Source organism: Bacteroides sp. UBA939 (genome assembly GCF_002293435.1).
Lineage (GTDB): Bacteria > Bacteroidota > Bacteroidia > Bacteroidales > Bacteroidaceae > Bacteroides.
Genome location: NZ_DBDF01000096.1, coordinates 1 through 20,312 on the forward strand (window position 1 = coordinate 1; position 20,312 = coordinate 20,312).

Consider the following 20,312-nt stretch of genomic DNA (forward strand, 5'->3'; position numbering starts at 1 on the left):
TTCTTAAAAGAAAGATAAACCTCTGTGTCTCTGTGACTCTGTGTCCAAGCATAAATTATCATTTATAACATGTAAGATATCATTGCAACAAATTTCATTTAACGAATTATTATATTAACCCGAAATAGAAAATAAATTTATGGTAAACTTTTCATTAGAAGGTAAAGTGGCGCTCGTAACCGGTGCTTCTTATGGAATCGGTTTCGCTTTGGCAACTGCCTTTGCGCAAGCCGGCGCTAAAATCGTATTCAACGACATCAAACAAGAATTGGTGGACAAAGGGATCGCCGCTTATAAAGCCGAAGGTATTGACGCCAAAGGTTATGTATGCGACGTAACCAATGAAGACCAGGTGAATGCCATGGTCTCCCAAATTGAAGAAGAAGTAGGCGTAATTGATATTCTGGTAAACAATGCCGGTATAATCAAGCGTATCCCGATGCACGAAATGTCGGCTGCCGAATTCCGTCAGGTGATTGATATCGACCTGAACGGTCCGTTCATCGTATCCAAAGCGGTTATCCCTTCTATGATTAAGAAAGGTCATGGCAAGATTATCAACATCTGCTCCATGATGAGCGAACTGGGTCGTGAAACTGTGTCGGCTTACGCAGCCGCTAAGGGCGGTTTGAAGATGCTGACCCGTAACATCGCTTCCGAGTACGGCGAATTCAACATTCAGTGTAATGGTATCGGCCCGGGCTACATCGCTACCCCGCAGACTGCACCGCTCCGCGAGAAACAAGCTGACGGCTCACGCCATCCGTTCGATGCATTTATCGTTGCCAAGACTCCGGCTGCCCGTTGGGGTACTCCCGAAGATTTGATGGGACCTGCCGTATTCCTGGCTTCCAATGCTTCCGACTTTGTAAACGGTCATGTTCTTTACGTTGACGGCGGTATCCTGGCGTATATAGGTAAACAACCGTAAGTAAGTGGTAAGTGGTTAGTAGTAACTACTAACTACTTACTACTTACTACTTACTACTAACTACTAACTACTTACTACTTACTACTATCTCCCAACTACTAATCAAATTAAAATATGAAAAAGTTATTCCTTTTATTGGCAACAGTATTTATCTGTTTTGCCTGTAACAATCCTAAGAGTGTGGTTACCGTAACGGTAAGCAATCCTTTGGCGATGGAACGTTCCGGTGAAATGGTTGAAGTGGACATGAGCGACATCTCCAACCAACTGAAATTGGCTGATACGGCGCAAATCGTCGTACTGAATGTTGACGGAGAGCAAGTACCCTATCAGCTTACTTACAATGAGAAAGTTATCTTTCCCGTAACTGTAGCCGCTAACGGTACGGCAACTTATACCATTCAGGCGGGTACTCCCGAAACTTTCACCGTGAAAACTTGCGGCAAGCATTATCCTGAACGTGTGGACGATGTAGCGTGGGAGAACGACCTCGTCGCTTTCCGTGCTTACGGCCCCGCTTTGCAAAAAACAGGGGAGCGCGCTTTCGGCTATGATGTATGGACGAAGTACAACACCTCTGAACCGGTTGTTGAAGCCCGCTATGCAGGCGAATTGAACCCTGAAACCAAAGCAAAGATTGCCGAATTGAGAAAGACCGACCCGAAAGCTGCCCGGGAATTGTACCAATCCGTTTCCTATCACGTGGATCACGGGAATGGTTTGGACTGCTACAAAGTAGGTCCTACGTTGGGTGGCGGTACGGCTGCTTTGATGCCCGACGGTGAAATCGTTTATCCGTATTGCTATGCAACTCAGAATATACTTGACAACGGCCCGCTGCGTTTCACTGTGAAACTGGTTTACAATCCGTTGAATATCAAGGGCGACTCTACCGTTATTGAATCACGCGTTGTCACGTTGGATGCAGGTTCGCACCTGAACAAGACTGTTGTTACTTACGAAAATCTGAAAGAAAATACTCCCGTAGCTACAGGCATCGTATTGCATGAACCCGACGGCGCCGTGGTAGCCGATGCTGCCAACGGCTATATTACTTACGTAGACCCGACGGACAATGTAGATAACAATAACGGTAAAATCTTTATAGGCGCTGCTTTCCCCGCTGCCGTGAAAGAAGCTAAATCATTGCTTTTCTCCGAAGAAGAAAAAGTGAAGGAACGTGGTGGCGCTGACGGTCATTTACTGGCTATCAGTGATTATGAGCCGGGTTCGGAATATGTTTACTACTGGGGTTCGGCTTGGGATAAGGCTGATATCAAGACTCCGGAAGCATGGAATGAATACATGGCAGGTTACGCTCAGAAAGTGCGCAATCCGTTGGCGGTAACGATTAAGTAACCGTTTCCTTTCCTGTATACAAGTAATTTTTCAGGCGCGGATAATCCGTATCATCCGCACCTGAAAAATTGCTTGCGTTACGCAGCAACCCTACTTTCTTTCCTCCTCTTCTTCCAGTGTAAGAATAAACAGATTGTTACATTCGGTTACTTGTGCAACTTCCGAAAGCCCTTCTACTTCATTCAGAGGGATTATAGTTCGCGGTAGGCTTGTAATATCTCATCAAGATTTCCAGCATTGAACTGCTAACGTTCATCATTAAAATTTAAAAACAATATTTATTCCTTACGAATGTGTTTTTTCGGTTAACAACTGCTTAAGCAATTATTTCTTTTTCATAAGGACAATTCTTTAGAGATGTTTCTTTCTTGGAAAGACAAAAATGCAATATCTTTTCTTTTTTGCAAAGAAATTAAGAGGTTTTGTAGAGCAAACACATCTCGCTGTTCAACAGAATAGCACTAAACTTACTCAAAAACGATAAAACAACCAAGGCCTTACTCAAAGGCAAAAACAGGATGGGACAAGCAATCTCTAATCAAATTAATCAGAAATTAGATGCATCTGCCCTGATGTATGTGATATAATCCTTAATTTAATAGCTTTTTAATCCTTAATTTAATAGCTTTTTAATCCTTAATTAAGTCTTCTTTCTTTATTTTTTTAATCTTCACTTTCTATTTTTGCACTTGTCCGTATAGAGAATGATTCCATGTACGGACGATAAAATGCAAATGATAAAATTATGAATAGTGAAAAACAAAACAATCATGCTTTTGCAAGTAACGTGAACAGATTGGGTAACATGCGCACAATGATACTATGCGTACTGTTCACCTGTCTTGCATCTTGCAAGGAGAAGGAGGATGTGCGTCTGAACTTCGCTCTCGAACAAGCCGGAGCGAACAGGGCTGAACTGGAGAGAGTGTTGCATCATTATCGGAATGATAGCCTGAAGCTGGAGGCAGCCCGTTTTCTTATAAGAAACATGCCGGGTCACGGTGGTTACGAAGATTGCCGGTTAGACAGTGTGAAAGCAGTGATGAAAGCTTCGGTGGATGCTAATATAGGGGGTTATCTGCCTGACAGTGAATGGAAACGGAAGTGGCTTTCATTTGATTACAAATCTTTATCCATACAGTTGGATATTAAATGTATATCTGCCGGTTATCTGATAGAAAATATAGACCAATCTTTTAAGGTATGGGAAGAATGCCCGTGGTCGAAAGATTATTCGTTTGATGATTTTTGTGAATGGATATTACCTTACCGGATAGCCGACGAACCGTTAGAGAATTGGAAGAAAGAGTATTATGACCGTTATAAACCTCTTCTTGATTCGCTGTACACGGGTGATGATATGGTAGAAGCCGTCAATCTTTTGGCGAGGCATTTCAAGCGCACCAACCTCTTTGTTCTCACCACCGAATACTGCATGCCTCATCTGGGCGCCGGTTTCCTGTCCGAATATCTGGTGGGTACTTGCCGTGAAATAACCGACCATGCCGTTTATGTGTTCAGGGCATTGGGCTTTCCTGTTGGTATTGATAAATATTTATATTCTCCTTCCAATCAGCACGATCATGTATGGAATGTACTGAAAGACTCGGACGGAGGTTTCATTCCGTTCTGGTATATGGATTCATCCGACTTTGTGGTGAAGCGCGGGGTTACGGATGGCAGGAAAAAAGGAAAAGTCTACCGGAATACTTTTGCTGCGCATTATGGCAGGACTGCTCCCTTGTCCGGTCTTTTCAGCCGGGATGTGACGGCCGAATACTTCGGCGAGAATGAATTTAAAGTGAAAGTGGATAAAAAAGGAGAAGACAACACTGTCCTTTTGGGGATGTTTACCCCTTTCAAATATGTTCCTGTGGATGTAGCTCCTTTGCGGTTTGGTAAAGCGAGAGTAAACAATATAGAGCCGGGCGTCATCTTTCAGCCCTTGGTGTACGAGGATGGAAAGCAAAAGCCTGCGGGATATCCTTTCATGGTAGAAAACGGAGAGGTGCGTTATTTCCGTCCGCATGTATCACAAACCACCACCGCTCGTATACGCAGGAAATATCCGTTGCGGCAATACCTCTATGGTTACATGGCAGCAATGACCGGTGCCCGTATAGAGGCAAGCAATGATAAGTACTTTCGGAACAAGGAGTTACTCTATTGCATCACGGACAGTCCGCGCATCCACATGAATCTTTATTACCCTTCAGTGCCTCGTCCTTATCGTTACGTACGTTTTACTCCTCCTCCTCAAGCTCACCCTACGGATGACTGGCGAGCGGAGGTGGCTGAATTAGCGTTTTTTGACAGCATAGACAGTCAGGCGCACTTGACTGCAAAGGCCGTTTACGGTGGTGCTCCTGTCGATGGGAATCCCGCTTACGGCATAGACAAGGCTTGTGACGGCGACTGGCTGACTTTCTATTATTCGGCAGCCGGTGGCGATTCTATTGTATTTGACCTGCAACGTGCCGGCGTAATAAAAAAGATCCTGTTCGTTCCCCGCAATGATGACAACTTCATTACTCCGGGTAACAGGTATGAACTGGTGTACCAGAATGGCGTTAATGGTTGGAAAACCTTGGGTGAACAAGTTGCTGCGACTAACGAACTGGTGTATGAAAACATTCCTGTGGGCGCTCTGCTGTGGTTACGCAATCTGACCCGTGGAAAAGAGGAACAGGTGTTTTATGTGGAGAATGGAGAACAAAAGTTTGTGGGATATGAATAAAAGGAGCAGAATGATGAACTATTTAATCTTGCCGGATTTATCTGTATATCATCTGCTCCTTAACCCCTAAAAAAAGGAGGTACGGCAAAGATAGTGAATAATAATGAATTGTGGCAAATGCGTTTTGCTGTTCTGTTGAAAGGATACATACAGATTTGAGAATTAATTTTTTCGTTTAATGAATTATGGTTTGTTACAGATAGTGATTTTTATATGCAATGAGTAAGAAATATAAGAGAGCATTGATTGTTATTGTATTGTGTGCTTTATTCGTAATTATTCTTTTGGATTTTCCTACAGGAAAGAATGAAGCGTATGTAAAGCAGTGGTATCAGAAGACGATAGTCTTCCCTGATAGTATGACTTTTTATCATTGGGGCAAGGAACCTGTTGATTATGATTTTTCAGATGCACAATATAAAGTATTAGTTCTGCTTGATTCCGTGTCATGTATAAGTTGCCAATTGCGGCTTGATGATTGGCAACGGTTTATAGCTGATATAGATTCTCTTACGGAAACAAAGTTTAGCTTTGTATTTGTTATGAAACCTGTGTCTAAGCATGAACTATATACGACTCTTAGGATTGAGAATTTTGAAATACCTGTGTGTGTCGATGATCGTAAGATACGTCAAATCAATGATATTCCCAATGATGGATCTCATGTATTCTTACTTAATCATTCAAATGAAATTATTTGTATCGGTAATCCTATAGTTCATAGAACGATACGTGATTTGTATTTGGAAATCTTAAAAAAGAAACAATGATGAAATTTAAAAATGTAATTTATGTATTGGCAATCATGTTTGTTGCCGTATACACTTATCAGAGAAACAGTAACCAACAGAATTCTTTTTTGTTGGCAAACATTGAAGCCTTATCGAATAATAATGAAGGTGGTGGTCATGACGAGATAGATGAAACGCTTGTGCCGTATAAGCAGTTATCTTCGATAGATGTGTTTCTTGGGAATAATCTATTTCCTACAAAAATACCATGTTGTATATCACATAGCAGCAAATATAGCGGCTGTGCTAAAGGATTGACCGACTGCTGATAATTAGTAACATGAGAATTATGTCATTATTAATATTGGCATAATTCTCATTTCATAGATTTATATTAAAATGGATTAATATTATGAATAAATATTTTTATGTAGTAATTGTTTTTTGTTTGCTGGCATGTTCTTCCGGAGACAAAACTACAGATGCATTTACTGTGCATGTTGATTTTTCTAATTGTGACGAGAGTTATCCGTTATCTTCTTTTATTGATAGCGTACATTCCATTCGGTTGGAATTGCCCGACTCACTGTTTTTTGGTGAAGTATCTGATGTCCTATTTGCAGATACGAATATCTATGTAACAGATTCCAAACAAGCTGTAGTATATCGTTTTAATTCGACAGGTGAATTTCTTAATAAAATAGGGAGTCGTGGTGGCGGTCCTGGAGAATACACCTCTATGAATTCATGCTTTTTAGGTAAAGATGTCGTTTTTATTGATGACCTTTCTGCACGCCAGATATATAGTTATACTCCCGATGGGGACTTCATTGACAGAATTTCTTTTCCTTTTAGTTTTGTATATACTGATATAATGTGTTTGCCTGATGGTGATTTTTTGTGCCACGGATTATCTCCTGATTCAGAAGAACCGGAGAAGAATAGAGGTCTTTGGATAATGAATTCTAAAGGAGAGAAAATTAAAACAATATTAAGCATAACGGATGTATATCCGTACATCTCTTCTCCTTTTTCATCTTTCCTGCCTGGGGAAGATGGTTTGATTTATATATGCGAACCGCCTACAGGTATGACTTATTCGTTCAATCTGAATAATCATGAATTGAAAGAAGTGCTTCGTCAGAGATCGGATGTTAAAATGATTTCTGAATTCAAGGGAATGACGAATGATTTCTCTGTAAAAGAAGATCATACTTATTGTTACACTCTCGTGAATTCCGATCATTATATTTTTTCATTATGGCCTTTACATACTGAAGCACCAATGTGGGCTTATACGTTATACTCCAAAGTGACTCAAAAAATGGAAGTCTTTAAAGATACATCGTTTGATATTCCCGGGGTGTTTTCTTTGGGCAGGAGTGTTATTTCTAATATTCCAAATACATTAGTTTCCTATTTTTTTGATGAAACAATAAGAGAGTATTTTCCTGAAGAACACGAAAAATTGAAAATGAAAGAGAATATTCTTATCGTTAAAAAGTTTGTTTTTAAATAGATTAATGCTGATAACTAAGATTAATATAACTATACCGGTTAAAGTCCTGTTGGTATTGGCAACAGTTTTCGCCTTGTGCACAGTCCTGCTTACCTCCTTAGAATTACCTCCCGGAGACATGGAGAAGCAGTGGCTGTGGATTGGTGGGGCATGTGCTGTTTTTTGTATAAGTGGTATTTTTGCAAAATTGCTAATAATAAAAGAACAGAGTATCAGTTATTTCTTCTACATAATAATTGTGTGGAGCTTAATAGTTTTGGGTGGCATAGAGGCGACAATTGGTTTTTTGCAATTATTTGAAATAATTCCATCCAGGCATTCCTTGTATGCTTTTACAGGTACTCTTTATAATCCGGGGCCTTATTGTGGATATTTGGCTATGATATTTCCCATGGCGTTGAACGAATATTTGAGGTTACATACTTTAAAAGTAAAGAGAATTGTTGAAACGATTGGCTGTTATTTGTCTCTTAGCGTTTGCTTGGCACAAGTGTGCTTGCTCTTTGCCGGTAGTAGTCGGGCTGCTTTATTGGCTGCATCCATATCGGGGATTTGGACGTATTGTAACTTTTACAATAAGAAAATACTGGATTTTGTGCATTTGTTTCATAAGAATCGTTTTTTTAAGGTTAGTGGGATTGTGTTATGCGCTCTATTAATATGCATTGCTGCTTTCATGTTAAAAAAGCAATCGGCATTAGGGCGACTATTTATGTGGAAAATCAGTGTTTTAGCTATTTCAGAATCTCCATTTGCAGGGCATGGATACAATAGTTTTACCCATGCTTATGGTGAAGCGCAGGAAAAATATTTCTCAGGGAATGATTATTTGGAATGGGAAGAATTGGTAGCGGGAAGTCCGGATTCAGCTTTTAATGAGTATCTTCAAATTGCTGTAGAGTATGGTGTTGTCGCTTTGGTGTTTATGATTGTTTGTATTTGTTTTTGTCTTTATAGAGGTTATCGAAAAAAGAGGATAAGTGCGTGCGGTGGGGTTATCTCATTATTAATATTTGCGATGTTCTCTTATCCGATGCATATACCTGCATTTATTATCACTTTTATTTTCTTATTAGTGGCTTGTGCTGTTGACGATAGCTGGAAAGAGTGGGGAGGTTTAGCATTATTATCCGGAATCTTATCTTTCTATACATTAAAGAATAATAACTATGATGAATGTTGTGAGTGGTATGATTGTAGAGCGCGATATCAGTTAGGAGCTTATGAGGCGGCAAAAGAAGGATATGAAAAATTATATCCGGTTTTGGATAAGAAAGCTTTATTTCTATATGAATATGGACATTGCTTACATAAATTAAAAGAATATGATGCTTCTAATGAGATATTGAAAAAAGCGATGGTATATAGTAGCGACCCTATGATATTGAATATTATAGGGGAAAATTATCAGCATAAGCAGCATTATGATAAAGCAGAAGAATATTTTATGCGCTCCGTACATAGACTTCCCGGGAGGATTTATCCTTACTATTTATTATTTCAACTTTATGCTCAGGCTGATTATTTTCACGCTGATAAAATGAAGCAAATGGCAAACATCGTATTAACTAAACAGCCTAAAGTATATTCAGGAGCTATTGACGAAATGAGAAGAGAGGTGAAAAGTACCTTGGAGAAGCATATAAATTATTTGTCTAATTAATGAATGCTTTCGGATGGTTATGATATATGAGGGAAAAAGTAAGACGTATATGTAAGAGTTTGCTGTGTGTATTATTAGGTTTGTTCGCTTTGTTTCAAATCTATCTTTTCATCAGGCTGTACTGGCTTGCATCCTGTTCTATCCCTACCTACTCCATGTCGCCTACCTTGATAAATGGAGATTATATTCTGGTATCCTTGCAGATTCCCGGACGCAGAGAAATCAATAAGGATTCCGATTCCGGCAAATTGTCAGTACATAGAGTAAAAGGAATGCGCAAAGTACGGAAGGATGATGTTGTCGTATTCAATTTCCCTTATGCAGAGAATGAAAGCAGAATGACACTCGATATGAAGATATTTTATTGCAAACGATGCGTAGCTATCCCGGGAGAGGTTTATAGCTGGCAGTGGGAGGAAAAAGTGGATAGTGTATATCTCCCTCATGAAGGGGAATCGTTGCCTGTTGACTCCTTGAACTTGCGCCATTACAGCCGTCCCATAGAGTATGAGACGGGGCGGATGCCGGAACTGGTAAACGGAGCGGTGATGCATGCCGATACCTTGATGAACAGTTATCGCTTCAAAAACAGTTATTACTTCATGCAGGGTGATAACTATGCGGACTCTTACGACTCCCGCTTCTGGGGGATAGTGCCGGAAGACTTTATCTTGGGAGTGGGGCTGTTTACGTGGTATTCCGAAGAACCGGAAACGGGAAAGATTCGCTGGGAGCGAATGTTTAAAAGATTATGAACCTAACCAGCATTACTCTTGCTTATCACTTATCACTTACCACTAATCACTACTAACCTCCGCTTCGCTTCGCTAAATTTATGCGAAATAAGTATAAAAAGCGCCCCTACAAGATACGATTAAGTACTTGTAGGGGCGAAATCTTATTTTACCGATTTGGTATCTATCTTTCCGGGAGCCTTATTTCAAACTCTTTGTAACCGTTCCCGGCGGGTTATTATCACCATCGCCCGGAGTGGTACGTTCCGTGCGAAGAGTGGCGTAATAGCTGTATCCTACTCCGTTCTTGTTCTTGGCATAGGCACGTACATAATAGTAAGTGTATGCTTTCAGGGTTGTGAGGTCAATGGAGAATTTATTATCCTCATTCAGAGTAGCTTTGATGTAATGGTCTGTTTCCAGAGCGGGTTGCGAGTTGTTCTCGCTCCAGCAGAAGCCGACTTCGCTTATTTCGAGACTTTCGCTACCGTCACCGCCATCGTTGGTAATCTGGCCTTCCAGTGTGGCTGTGGTGCTGCCTACGCTACCTTCTTTTACCGTCATGTACGTACTTGGCACGGAAGTATAGGAAGTGAGGAAGTTTGTCGGCAAACTGTAAGAAGTACCTTTGGAGTTGGTGGCATAGGCGCAGATATAGTAGAGAGTCTGGTACTGCAATCCTTTCAATTCCGCGGTAAAACTGTCACCGGCAGAGTTGGATACCACTTTAGTTACCCCTGCAACGCCTATCGTGGGGCTGACTACTGCGGTGGAGTACACGAATCCTTTCTCTGTGATGGCAAGCCCGCCCTTGTCGGAAACTACCGCCTGGGCGGTAGAGTGGTCGTCGTGAACTGCCGTCATTTCCATATTCACTACTTCGGGAGCCTTTGTCAGCGCTGTGGTAAATTCGGACGTCGGGCTGTAACCTGTTCCGTTTACATTCTTGGCGTAGGCGCGTACGTAGTATTTCTGCCCTTTTATCAGTGAGGTCAGCTTCAGGCTGAAATCGTTGCCTGTACCTCCGGCTTTCATCGACTCGTCGTCGAGGGTGGGAGTGGACGAAGTACTGCTCCAGCAGACGCCTCTTTCTGTCACCTCACGTCCGCCGTCCGTCTTGATGCCGGCGTTTACGGTCACTTCCGTTTCGCCTATGCCGGTTATTTCGGAGATGGCAACAGTAGGTTCATACGTACGGCTCAACGTGAATTGAGCGGCTTCGCTATAGAATGTACCGTCGCGTGTCACGGCGTATGCGGTGGCATAATAAGTTGCACCTTCATCCAGGTTTGCCAGATTTATGCTGATGTTGTTACCTTGGCTGCTGTCTACCGTATGGTCGCCGTCTGTTGCAGGTCTTGTGGAGAAAATGCTGTAACAGATACCTTTCTCTGTGACTTCCACGCCGGAAGGTACTGTGATGGAACTGCTCAGAGAGACGGAAGTTACGGCAATGTTGCTTGCAACGGGTTTCGTCAGGGTAGCTACCTGCTTTTGTTCGGTATTGAAAGTGAGGATATTGCTGTATCCCGTTCCTTTCTCGTTGATGGCGTAAGCCCGCAGGTAATAAGTCGTTTCAGGATTCAAGTCTTCAATGATTTCACTGAAAGCGGTTGCTTCATCGGTGCCTGCCACAATCTTCAGGTTCTCGGTGGTGGGCACCTGGTTTTCGGTACTCCAGCAGAAACCGTATTCCGTCACTGTGAAACCTCCGTTTGTGCTGATAGTAGCGGAGGGCGTGGCGGCAAAAGCTGTGACGTTACCCATGCTGCATGTCAGTTGAGGAATCTTCAGTTCTTCGGTGGTAAAGATAACGGCTTCTCCGTATCCTGTCCCTGCCCTGTTGATGGCATACGATCTGGCTATGTATCTGGTCAGGGGTTGCAATTCGGAAAGCTGGACACTGAAAGTCTCCGCTTCCAGGCTCACCGCACGGGTCTTGTCGTACGTAGTAGGCTCCGGCATACCTTCCTGATAGATTTTATAGGCGAAACCGCGCTGAGTAACGTTTTGTCCGCCGTTATCGGTGATGTCACTGCTTAAAAACGCTCCGTTTTCATTGACATTTGTCGCTACGGTTGTTGCGGGTACGGGAGCGGTGCTCGACAGTGTTTCGAACCGGATAACCTCTCCTCTTGCCACACTGCCTCCGCTGCGGGCGCAGATACTGTAGCAATATTCGTTTCCGGGAGTTAACCCCTCAATGGTACATACGTATCTGCCTTGCGTGGTGTTGTCCGGGGTGGCGGTCAGTTCTTCCGCATCTACCAGCGTGCTTCCCCGGGCAAAGAGGAAGAACACCTGAACCTTTGCAACGCTGTTTTCCTGTTCCACAATATTGCCGGACAGTATTGCCTGAAAACGGGTCAACTCTGCGGCGCTATTGGTTATCAGCGTTGGCGGATATGTTTGCGGTTCTTTATCCTCGCTGCAACCTATCAGGCAGAGTAGCAGCAGCAAGGGGATAACCATTGTTTTAATCTGATTTATTTTCATTGTAAATCGTTTGTTAGTAGGTTAGAATACGAATCCCAGACCACCGGTTGCTTCGTGGTACTTACCATTCACGGTGTGGAAACCCAATGAGACGCAGAACTTGCCGAAACGCAGGATGCCACCCACTTCGGCGGCTACGCCCGTAGCCGACTTATCCATGTCCTTCACCTGTGTACCTTCGGCGTACTGTTTCTCGCCTATGGTCATTGGAGCGGCGAGTTCGTAGGTCAATGTGCGGCTACCGTATCCGGCGCCGGCATAGAGGTAGAAGCTCTTGCTCAGTTGGCGGAAATAACCGCCTGTGACAGACATGCGCGATTTGTTCTTTATCCCTTCCTTATAAAAAGGAGCGGTGGTTTCTTCGCTACCTGTTATGATACCGTTCTCATCACATTCCAGTTCGCCGCTTGCCGAACCGAAGTCGCTACGGAATCCTACATAGAAACCGTTTTTCCGTCCGAAGCCGAGCATGGCGCCAAGGGTGGTACCGTTGGGGTTGTATCCGGCTTGGAGCATGATGAGGGTATTCATCGGTATTTTGGGCTTGATGGTGGACTCCATGACGAAGGTGGGACGAACGGTTTCACCGGCGGTCACGTTCAGCAGGGTGTCGATGGGGAAGTAGGTCTGTTTCTCGATGCGTACCTTGTACTCCTTGATGCCCATGCGGTCGCTGCGATAAGGTGTTTTTCCTACCAGAACGCTGTCAATATACACATCAGCGTCTTGTTCGGGCAGGGAGAAGATCTCCACGTAGCCGAATTTGGGCTTCAGGGTAACACTCTTGATTACCTGTTCGTTGCCCAGTGTAACGACTCCGGCATCCGGCTGATACATGGGGGCTTCCACGCGATATGTATGTTCGCCTTTGGGCATGGTTGCGGAGAAGAGACCGTTTTCGATGGGCACTTGCTCGTCGTCTACATATACGTTGGCGTTGGCGGGTTCGGGACGCAGTACGAAGAACTGCATGTTGTTTTCCACAACGGGCTTGTCTTCGTTGTCACCGGTGTTCAGCACCATTTCGTATACGGTTCCTCTTTCAACGATGTCCGGGTAGAAGTAATTTCGCATAATACCCAGTTGGTCGTGCAGGATAGAGATACGGCGGGCGCCGCGCGGAACGTATAACCAGATTTCACCGGTTTTGTTTTCGCGCGCCGTGATACCGAGTGCATCCGGTTCGAACATCAGATCCTTTACGTTGGTCACGATGCGGATCAAGGCGCAGATTTCGCCGTTCTGGTCTTTCTTCGGGGCGGTTACGCGTGCCGTGATGTCCGTTTCCATGCGGTTGAACGACGCGACGGCTATTTTGCTTTGCTGTGCCAGTGCGGCGGGGCAGCAGACCACTGCTACCACAACCGCTGCCAACCAGCATTTCAGTTTATTTGATTTCATTCTATTGTTCGTTTATTCACGTTTCTATTCCGTTTTCACTCTCTGGGTTATCGTCCTACCATCACTTTTTGTCCTTCCAGCAGGTAGATGCCGCTGTCCAGTCCGTGTACTTCGTTCACGCCTTCGCGGGCTTCGATGATGCGTACGGTACGTCCGGTAACGTCGTAGATGTTGATAATGCGGTCTGCATCCGTCGTGATGTAAATCACACCGTTGCGGCTGTAGGCTTTCGTAGCTTTGTCCGGAGTAGCGGGCAGGTCTCCGATGCCGGTGATTGTACCGTCGCCTCCGCCGATGCTATAGAACATGGGCGCTCTGGCCGATGCCGGAGTTTTGCCTTCATTGGTTACAAGGTAGACCTGGAAAGGATAAACGGCGGGATATCTGGAGTTGTTTTCGTTATAATTCTTAACGAACACGCTACCGGCGCTGTAATATTTATCATCGCCGGAATACCCGCTGTTTTGATTCAATACATATACCGTATCATGCTGCATCACTCCGTCATACGTGGGTACCAGGTCAAATTTGGTTCCTTTACTACGCTTCAAAACACCTTGGGTTGCTCCGAGCGTAATGCCGTTGGTTACATCGGATGCGGCAAACTTCACATCACCACTGATATTGTATTCACTGGGGTATTTGTCATTGTTCGGCATACAGATCAGGTAAGCCTGGTGCGCTTTGATTTCCGTTGCGGCTTTGTACATGCCATCCGTTCCCAATTCATATAGCCAGAAAGGCAGTGTTCCTGCTGTTTCCAAAGCTGCGCTTCCGAAAGGAGCTAATGAAATAGTCTCCTGCTCTTGGTTGTATCGTTTGGTAAAACTGATTTCCTTTACATCGAAAGGCAATACAATTGTTTGCCAGCCGGCAGCATCGCCGTAACCGCTCTGGCTATAGAATGATTTGGTATAAGTGACTTTCTTGGTTTTCATTGCCGTAGCAACCGAATAACGGTTGTTGGTGTAGGCAATGGCGATAGAGTCGGTGATACCATTAAAGAATACGTGTCCTATGTTGTCTGTATTACTAACCTTTCCGTCGGCAGGTAAGTAAAGGTTGTCTATCTCACCGAATTTATCTTTTGGGAATTGGGCGGAAGAGTTCCAATAAACGTTAGGCAAATGATGGTTAACATAGTTCCCATTTTCATAATAACCGTAGGTGGCACGGAAGGCATTATTCCCAAGTTGTATATTCTGGGAAGGAGTAATATCTAAGGAAGTTTTAATATAAGTGTAATAGAATGCGTCTACGCCTATGGAAGTTACATTGTTTGGTATCACAACTTGGTTGTAAATTCCATTGCTGAAAGCTCCTTGTCCAATATTGGTGACGTTAGCGGGTATTGTCAGGCTGTTGATATTACTGTAATTCAAAGCGTATGCACCGATAGAAGTCAAAGCTGCCGGCAGATTGATTTCTTGTATAGGACAATTGCTGAAAGCATTATCTCCTAATGAAGTTACGGTTTCCGGCAATTTCACAATGCGCAGGCTATCTGCACCACTAAACCAGCTATCGATGGTTGTGAGGGAAGTAGCGGAGAAATCCACACTCCTGATTTTACGACTACCGCCGAAAGCTCCACTACCTATACTTTTTACACCGGCGGGGAAAGTGATTGACAAAAGGGAGTTATTATAAAAGGCAGACTCTTGGATAGTAGTAAGAGTAGCGGGGAGTGATGTAATGCTTTGCAAGCTGTCGCATTCATAGAATACATAAGCTTTAATAGTATCCAGCTTTGTTGTGGAAAGGTCTATGCTTTTGAGATTGGTACATTCGTAGAAAGTACGACCTCCTATTTCGGTTAAAGCTGCTCCTGAAAGGTCTACTGTTTCCAGTTTGTTACAGCTAAAAAAAGCACCGGAATAATATGAATTACCGCCGATTATTTGTTTCAGCGATTGAGGCAATTTTACACTCTTCAGACTGTCGCAATTATAAAAAGCGGCAGTCTGAATTGCTGTTACTCCTTCGGGAATATTAACGTTCCTTAGATTTACGCATTGATAGAATAAATTGTTGGGAATTATTTTGATAGCAGTAGGCAACGTGACACTTTGCAGTGCGCCACAGTCAGAGAAAGCATATTCACCTATTGTTTCTATGGTATTGGGCAAAGTCACTGTTACCAAGCTGTCGCAATTCTCAAAAGCGCGTGCGCTGATTTCGGTTGGTGTAGCTCCTTCTGCAAAGAGTATGTTCTTAATACCGGTATCGTTGAAACCGTTGATAGTCCTCATGCTGGGTGGGAAAGTAACGGTTTTCAGAAGGTCACAACCACTGAAGCTATTATTGCTGAGATTGATAACGCCATCGCTTAGGATTACTTCTGTCAATCCACTGTTTCTAAATGCTCCTTCGCTAATAGTCTGCACACCACCGGGAATTGTTACTTTTCCTAAAGAACTGCAACCACTGAATGCGTAGTTTTGTATGGTCATAAGTCCGCTGGGCAGAGTGATATCTTTCAACTTTATGCAATTCTCGAATGTATATGAGTAGATCTCCGTTATGTTAGGAGGGAAGTTGATACTCTCTAATTCCTTGCAGTCCCGAAAAGCATACGCTTCGATTTCTGTTAAACTCTGTGGTAATTGAGCTTTCTTTAGTGCCGTGTTAGCAAAGGCATAGCTTCTTATGAGTGTCAATTTGGTAGGGAAATTGATGTTTTCTAATGAAGTACAATTCCAAAAAGCCTCTCCGCCAATTGTTCCTGTTTCTGTAGAAAGAGTTACTTCTGAGAGTGCAGAACAATTATAGAAAGCACGATAACCAATATCTGTAACTGTATTAGGTATTGCTATGGAAGCTAATGAGGTACAATTAGAGAAACAATTGCTAGGTATTTCTGTCAATTGATTTGGCAGAGTAATGGACGTTAGTGATGTACAACCAGAGAAATTGGATAAAGATAATATTCCATTTGGCATAGTCAAAGATTGCAGTGCGCTACATCCACTAAAACTTCCTGTTTGCGTCAATCCGTCCGGTAATTGTAAAGCGGTTAATCCGGAGCAACCATAGAAAGCACTATTTAGACTTAACAGACTACTTGGTAGGTTGATGGATGTTAATCCTGTACATCCCCTAAACATATAAGGAGCAAGGCGCTTAATGCCATTGGTTATAGTAACGTTGGATAGTTTTGTACATCCCCAAAAAGTGTAACCAAAATAGCTCTCACTATTGTAGTTGTTATTCTGTTCACTGAGATAACTCCAACCTAATATCTTTCCTATTCCCAAGCTTGACGGAATTGATACCGTTGCCAAATCCTGACATTTATTGAATGTATAACCTCCCATTGCCTCTACACCTTCAGGAATACTTATTGATGATAGCTTGATGCAATAGCTGAATGCCTTAGGGCCTATCCATAATAAAGTAGCCGGAAGTTCTACTTCTAGCAGGTTGACACAACGGGCAAAAGAAGAACAACCGGGGCTCGAAGTATCATCTTCACTATCAGCCCTGACTACTTTAGGTTGTCCGCTTACTCGTGTCTTCTCTACATTCCACGGATTATCATTGTTCCATGTACCGATAGACCATACTGCCTTTGGCAATACGACTTTTGTCAGAGCCGTCATACCATAGAACATACGATCTCCAATCACATCATTCTGTGTATAATTACCATTGTTGCCTGTATCGTAATAACTCGTCACTTTATCTTCTACAATATTGGCTTCTTTCAGGTTCAGTACCTTCAATGTACCTGACAATGCGCGTATTGTCAGTATATCCGTTCCGTTCAGCGGCCCGCTTATAATCAGTTCGCTTATCTTAGCCCGGTCTTCTTCGCTTGCCGGAAGTTTACCGGAGAGTGTTCCGGCTTGTGTTAGAGTCACGCTTGTCTGTGCATTGATGCTCAGAATGCTTGCCAGCACCATGCATACACTTACATAGAAATGTTTCAGCTTCATAGTGGTATATTTTTTATTATTATTTTTCATTGAATTTATTTATTGTTGCGGGTATTGGTTCCCGGAGGTGGATTGTCACCGTCTCCCGGTTCGGGTTTGTCCGCGTCCTCGGTGGTGAAAGTCCGGCTGCTACCGTAACTGATGCCTTTGGCATTGATGGCGTAGGCACATACACGATAGCGGGTCTTACCTGTCAGCCCGGTTAATTTGTGGCGCATGGAAGTACCTTCGGTAGTGATAGCGACCTTTGTTCCGTTGGCGACAGTGAGTTCGGTTCCATCATCTACCATCCAAAGGAAGCCTTTTTCGGTAACAGTCAGCTTTCCATCATCCTGAATGCTGGCGCTAAGCCAGGCGGTCGTTGCGTACACTTCCGATACAGTTGTACTACCTACCGATGGTTTCTTAGTTCCGTCGTCATCGCCCGGTGTAGGATTGTCACCTGCGCCCGGAGGCAGCTTGGAAGTATTGAAGTTCCTACTGTAAGTAGTGGTTTCCCCATTCTTATTGATTACGTAGCCATACACATTGTATGCGGTATTCTCCGTCAGTCCGGTAATGGTTCCCGTCACGATGTTTCCGGTAAGTGTTCCCGGCGCGTCGGTATATTCACTGTCGGTTGTCTTTCTCCATTTAAAACCTTGCGCTGTCAAATCCGCTCCTCCGGTACTGCTGACCTCGAAAGAGAAACTGAGGCTGTACGCTTCGGTCTTGGTAGAGTTCAGTTCTCCCACGATGGCTGTAGAGCTGCTTCCGGTCTGGAAAGAGAGTGTATTGCTATAGCCTGCTCCTACATTATTGATAGCGTACGCGCGTATATGATATAATGTATTGTAGCTAAGCCCGGTCAACTTGGCGGCAAATGCGGTTTCCGTACTTGTTGAGACGAACTTGGTGCTGTATCCGTCAATCACAGGATCGCCATAAGTGGAAACCACAAAGCCACGTTCTGTTATCACCTCTCCTTCGCCGCCGAGGTTGGCAATGGAGGCGCTTGCCTGTGCATTGTCGTCCTTGATGTTAATTACATTCAAACCGTTCAGTACAGGCTCGGTGTGTTTTGTGGTAGTGAACTGCTCAACAGTGCTGTATCCTGTGCCTTTGGCGTTGGTGGCAAATGCGCGGACGTAGTAAGTGACGCCGCCCTCCAAATCGCTGAGGCTGGCGAGTATGTTATTGTCTGTTTCCGTAGAGATAACTGTGAGGTCATCCAGCGTAGGCTCGGACTTGGTGTTGCTGTAGCAGACGCCCCTTCGCGTTACTTCCAGTCCGCCGTTGGTGGAAATCGTAGCCCGTACCTTGGCTCCTGTTTCCGTTTTGTCGTATACGGAAGGTCTGCTGACGGTGGGGCTAAAGGTGGTTTCGGTATTGAACAGGATATCTCCGCTGTAGAAAGTACCGTCGCGGGTGATGGCGTACGCGCGGGCGTGGTAGGACGCTCCTTCCGTCAGGCCGTTGATTGTGGCGGTTACGCTTTGTCCCGTACTGTTGTCGGTCACTTTGGTTCCACCAACGGAAGGGTTCACTTCCGTGCCGTAGCAGATGCCTTTTTCCGTTATCGTGCTACTTGATTCGTGCGCCATCTGCGCCGTAATGGTAGCGGAGGAAGAAGTCAGGGCAATGACGGTGGCTTGGGTGAGCGATACCACTTGTTCCTTGTCGGTGGTGAACTCTACCGTGGCGCTGTAACCTACCCCTTTCTCGTTCTTGGCATACGCGCGCATGTAGTACTTGGTGCTGGCTGTTAGTCCCGTCAGAGTAGCTGAGAAGCTTGCGGAACCATTCTGCGCCTGTACGTACTGGCTTGATTCAACGACAGGTTGCCGGCTTTCGGTACTGTAGCAGAAACCATATTCGGTGGCTGCGAAACCGTGATCTTCCGTGACAACGCCCATGCAAACGGCTTCGTAGGCAATGGCTTGCACCGGTTTGTCGGCAAGGCTGCCTGTTCCGTTGGCTATGACAACCGGAATCTTTTGCTGGGTGGTAGTAAACCGGACGGACTCACCGTAACCCGTCCCTGCATCATTGGTGGCGTAGGGGCGGACGATGTACGTGGTGTTTGCCGACAATTCCGTCAGTTCAGCAGTAAACTGGTTGTCGAATGCCATTACGGTCCGGTCGTCTATGGTAGGCTCGGAGGCATTCTCTATGTATATGGCGTATGCAAACCCACGTACCGTAGGGTCGTATCCGCCATTATCCGTGATGGTGGCGGAGAGGGTGGCGCCAAACTCGGTCACTTCGGTTGCCTCGGCGAGGCTCAGTGAAGGCGGAATGGCGTCTTCGGTGCTGAAACTGTTGATCTGTCCCCTGATAACGGATTTACCGCTACGGGCAAAGATGCAATAGTAATACTGCTCTCCGGGTGTCAGTCCTTGAACTGCGGCGGTATAATTGTTACCGTCTCCCAGGGTAGCGTTTACTTCTTGTGCGTTGTTGAGGCTGGATGAAGTAGAATAAAGGAAACCTATCTTCAAATCACCGGTACTGCCGGGGTGCTTCATTGCCGTTCCCTGGAAAGTGGCTCCGAAACGGCTTAAGTCTGCGGCACTGTTGGTAGTCAGTGTCGGCGAATAATTTGAAGGTTCCTTGTCTTCTTCACAACCTATCACAAGCAGCAACAAGAATAATGACATACATACATGCTTTAACACGCACGCATGTCGAAATGCGTAATGTTTACTCATAGATAATAAATGTGTAAAATACGGTTCTTACTCTTCGTTACAATATATATAAATAATTTAAGTTTCTCAAGTTACTTATATTGTTGATAATCAAGAGTATCTCTATTCTCCTC

General features: G+C 44.2%; 12 protein-coding genes. 8 read left to right on the forward strand and 4 right to left on the reverse strand.

Annotated features, from left to right (window positions below; genetic code table 11):
* Positions 1-139 precede the first annotated feature (139 nt).
* The 8 genes from B2Z67_RS06730 to lepB all read left to right on the forward strand — a co-directional run bounded on the left by B2Z67_RS06730 (position 140) and on the right by lepB (position 9,695).
* Positions 140-931, forward strand: a complete 792-nt coding sequence (locus B2Z67_RS06730; RefSeq protein ID WP_291529052.1) for a gluconate 5-dehydrogenase — start codon at positions 140-142, stop codon at positions 929-931.
* A 114-nt stretch (positions 932-1,045) separates the two neighbouring features.
* A complete protein-coding gene (locus B2Z67_RS06735; RefSeq protein WP_291529053.1) occupies positions 1,046-2,290 on the forward strand; it encodes a DUF4861 domain-containing protein in 1,245 nt (414 codons plus the stop codon).
* A 745-nt stretch (positions 2,291-3,035) separates the two neighbouring features.
* On the forward strand, positions 3,036-5,027 hold the full coding sequence (locus B2Z67_RS06740; protein WP_291529054.1) for a hypothetical protein: 1,992 nt from the start codon (positions 3,036-3,038) through the stop codon (positions 5,025-5,027).
* A gap of 218 nt (positions 5,028-5,245) precedes the next feature.
* Positions 5,246-5,797, forward strand: a complete 552-nt coding sequence (locus B2Z67_RS06745) for a hypothetical protein (RefSeq protein ID WP_291529055.1) — start codon at positions 5,246-5,248, stop codon at positions 5,795-5,797.
* A complete protein-coding gene (locus B2Z67_RS06750) occupies positions 5,794-6,087 on the forward strand; it encodes an NVEALA domain-containing protein (RefSeq protein WP_291529056.1) in 294 nt (97 codons plus the stop codon). The genes B2Z67_RS06745 and B2Z67_RS06750 overlap by 4 nt, the downstream gene beginning before the upstream one ends.
* 83 nt (positions 6,088-6,170) lie before the next feature.
* A complete protein-coding gene (locus tag B2Z67_RS06755; RefSeq protein ID WP_291529057.1) occupies positions 6,171-7,277 on the forward strand; it encodes a 6-bladed beta-propeller in 1,107 nt (368 codons plus the stop codon).
* Positions 7,278-7,395: 118 nt separating this feature from the next.
* A complete protein-coding gene (locus tag B2Z67_RS06760) occupies positions 7,396-8,940 on the forward strand; it encodes an O-antigen ligase family protein (protein WP_291529058.1) in 1,545 nt (514 codons plus the stop codon).
* Between the two features lie 26 nt (positions 8,941-8,966).
* Entirely contained in the window at positions 8,967-9,695 is a 729-nt protein-coding gene (lepB, locus tag B2Z67_RS06765; protein ID WP_291529059.1) for a signal peptidase I, read from the forward strand.
* Between the two features lie 180 nt (positions 9,696-9,875).
* Here the strand turns inward: lepB and B2Z67_RS06770 are convergent, their stop codons facing one another.
* Genes B2Z67_RS06770 through B2Z67_RS06785 form a run of 4 tightly spaced genes read right to left on the reverse strand, consistent with a single transcriptional unit; the run spans position 9,876 to position 20,148 of the window.
* Positions 9,876-12,170, reverse strand: coding sequence for a hypothetical protein (locus B2Z67_RS06770; protein WP_291529060.1), 2,295 nt, complete (start codon positions 12,168-12,170; stop codon positions 9,876-9,878).
* A 21-nt stretch (positions 12,171-12,191) separates the two neighbouring features.
* Positions 12,192-13,571, reverse strand: coding sequence for a PEGA domain-containing protein (locus tag B2Z67_RS06775; RefSeq protein WP_291529061.1), 1,380 nt, complete (start codon positions 13,569-13,571; stop codon positions 12,192-12,194).
* A gap of 47 nt (positions 13,572-13,618) precedes the next feature.
* Positions 13,619-17,509 (reverse strand): leucine-rich repeat domain-containing protein, encoded by a 3,891-nt coding sequence (locus B2Z67_RS06780; RefSeq protein WP_291529062.1) that lies wholly within the window; start codon positions 17,507-17,509, stop codon positions 13,619-13,621.
* Positions 17,510-17,544: 35 nt separating this feature from the next.
* Complete coding sequence (locus tag B2Z67_RS06785) at positions 17,545-20,148, reverse strand: hypothetical protein (protein ID WP_291529063.1); 2,604 nt, start codon at positions 20,146-20,148, stop codon at positions 17,545-17,547.
* Positions 20,149-20,312 lie beyond the last annotated feature (164 nt).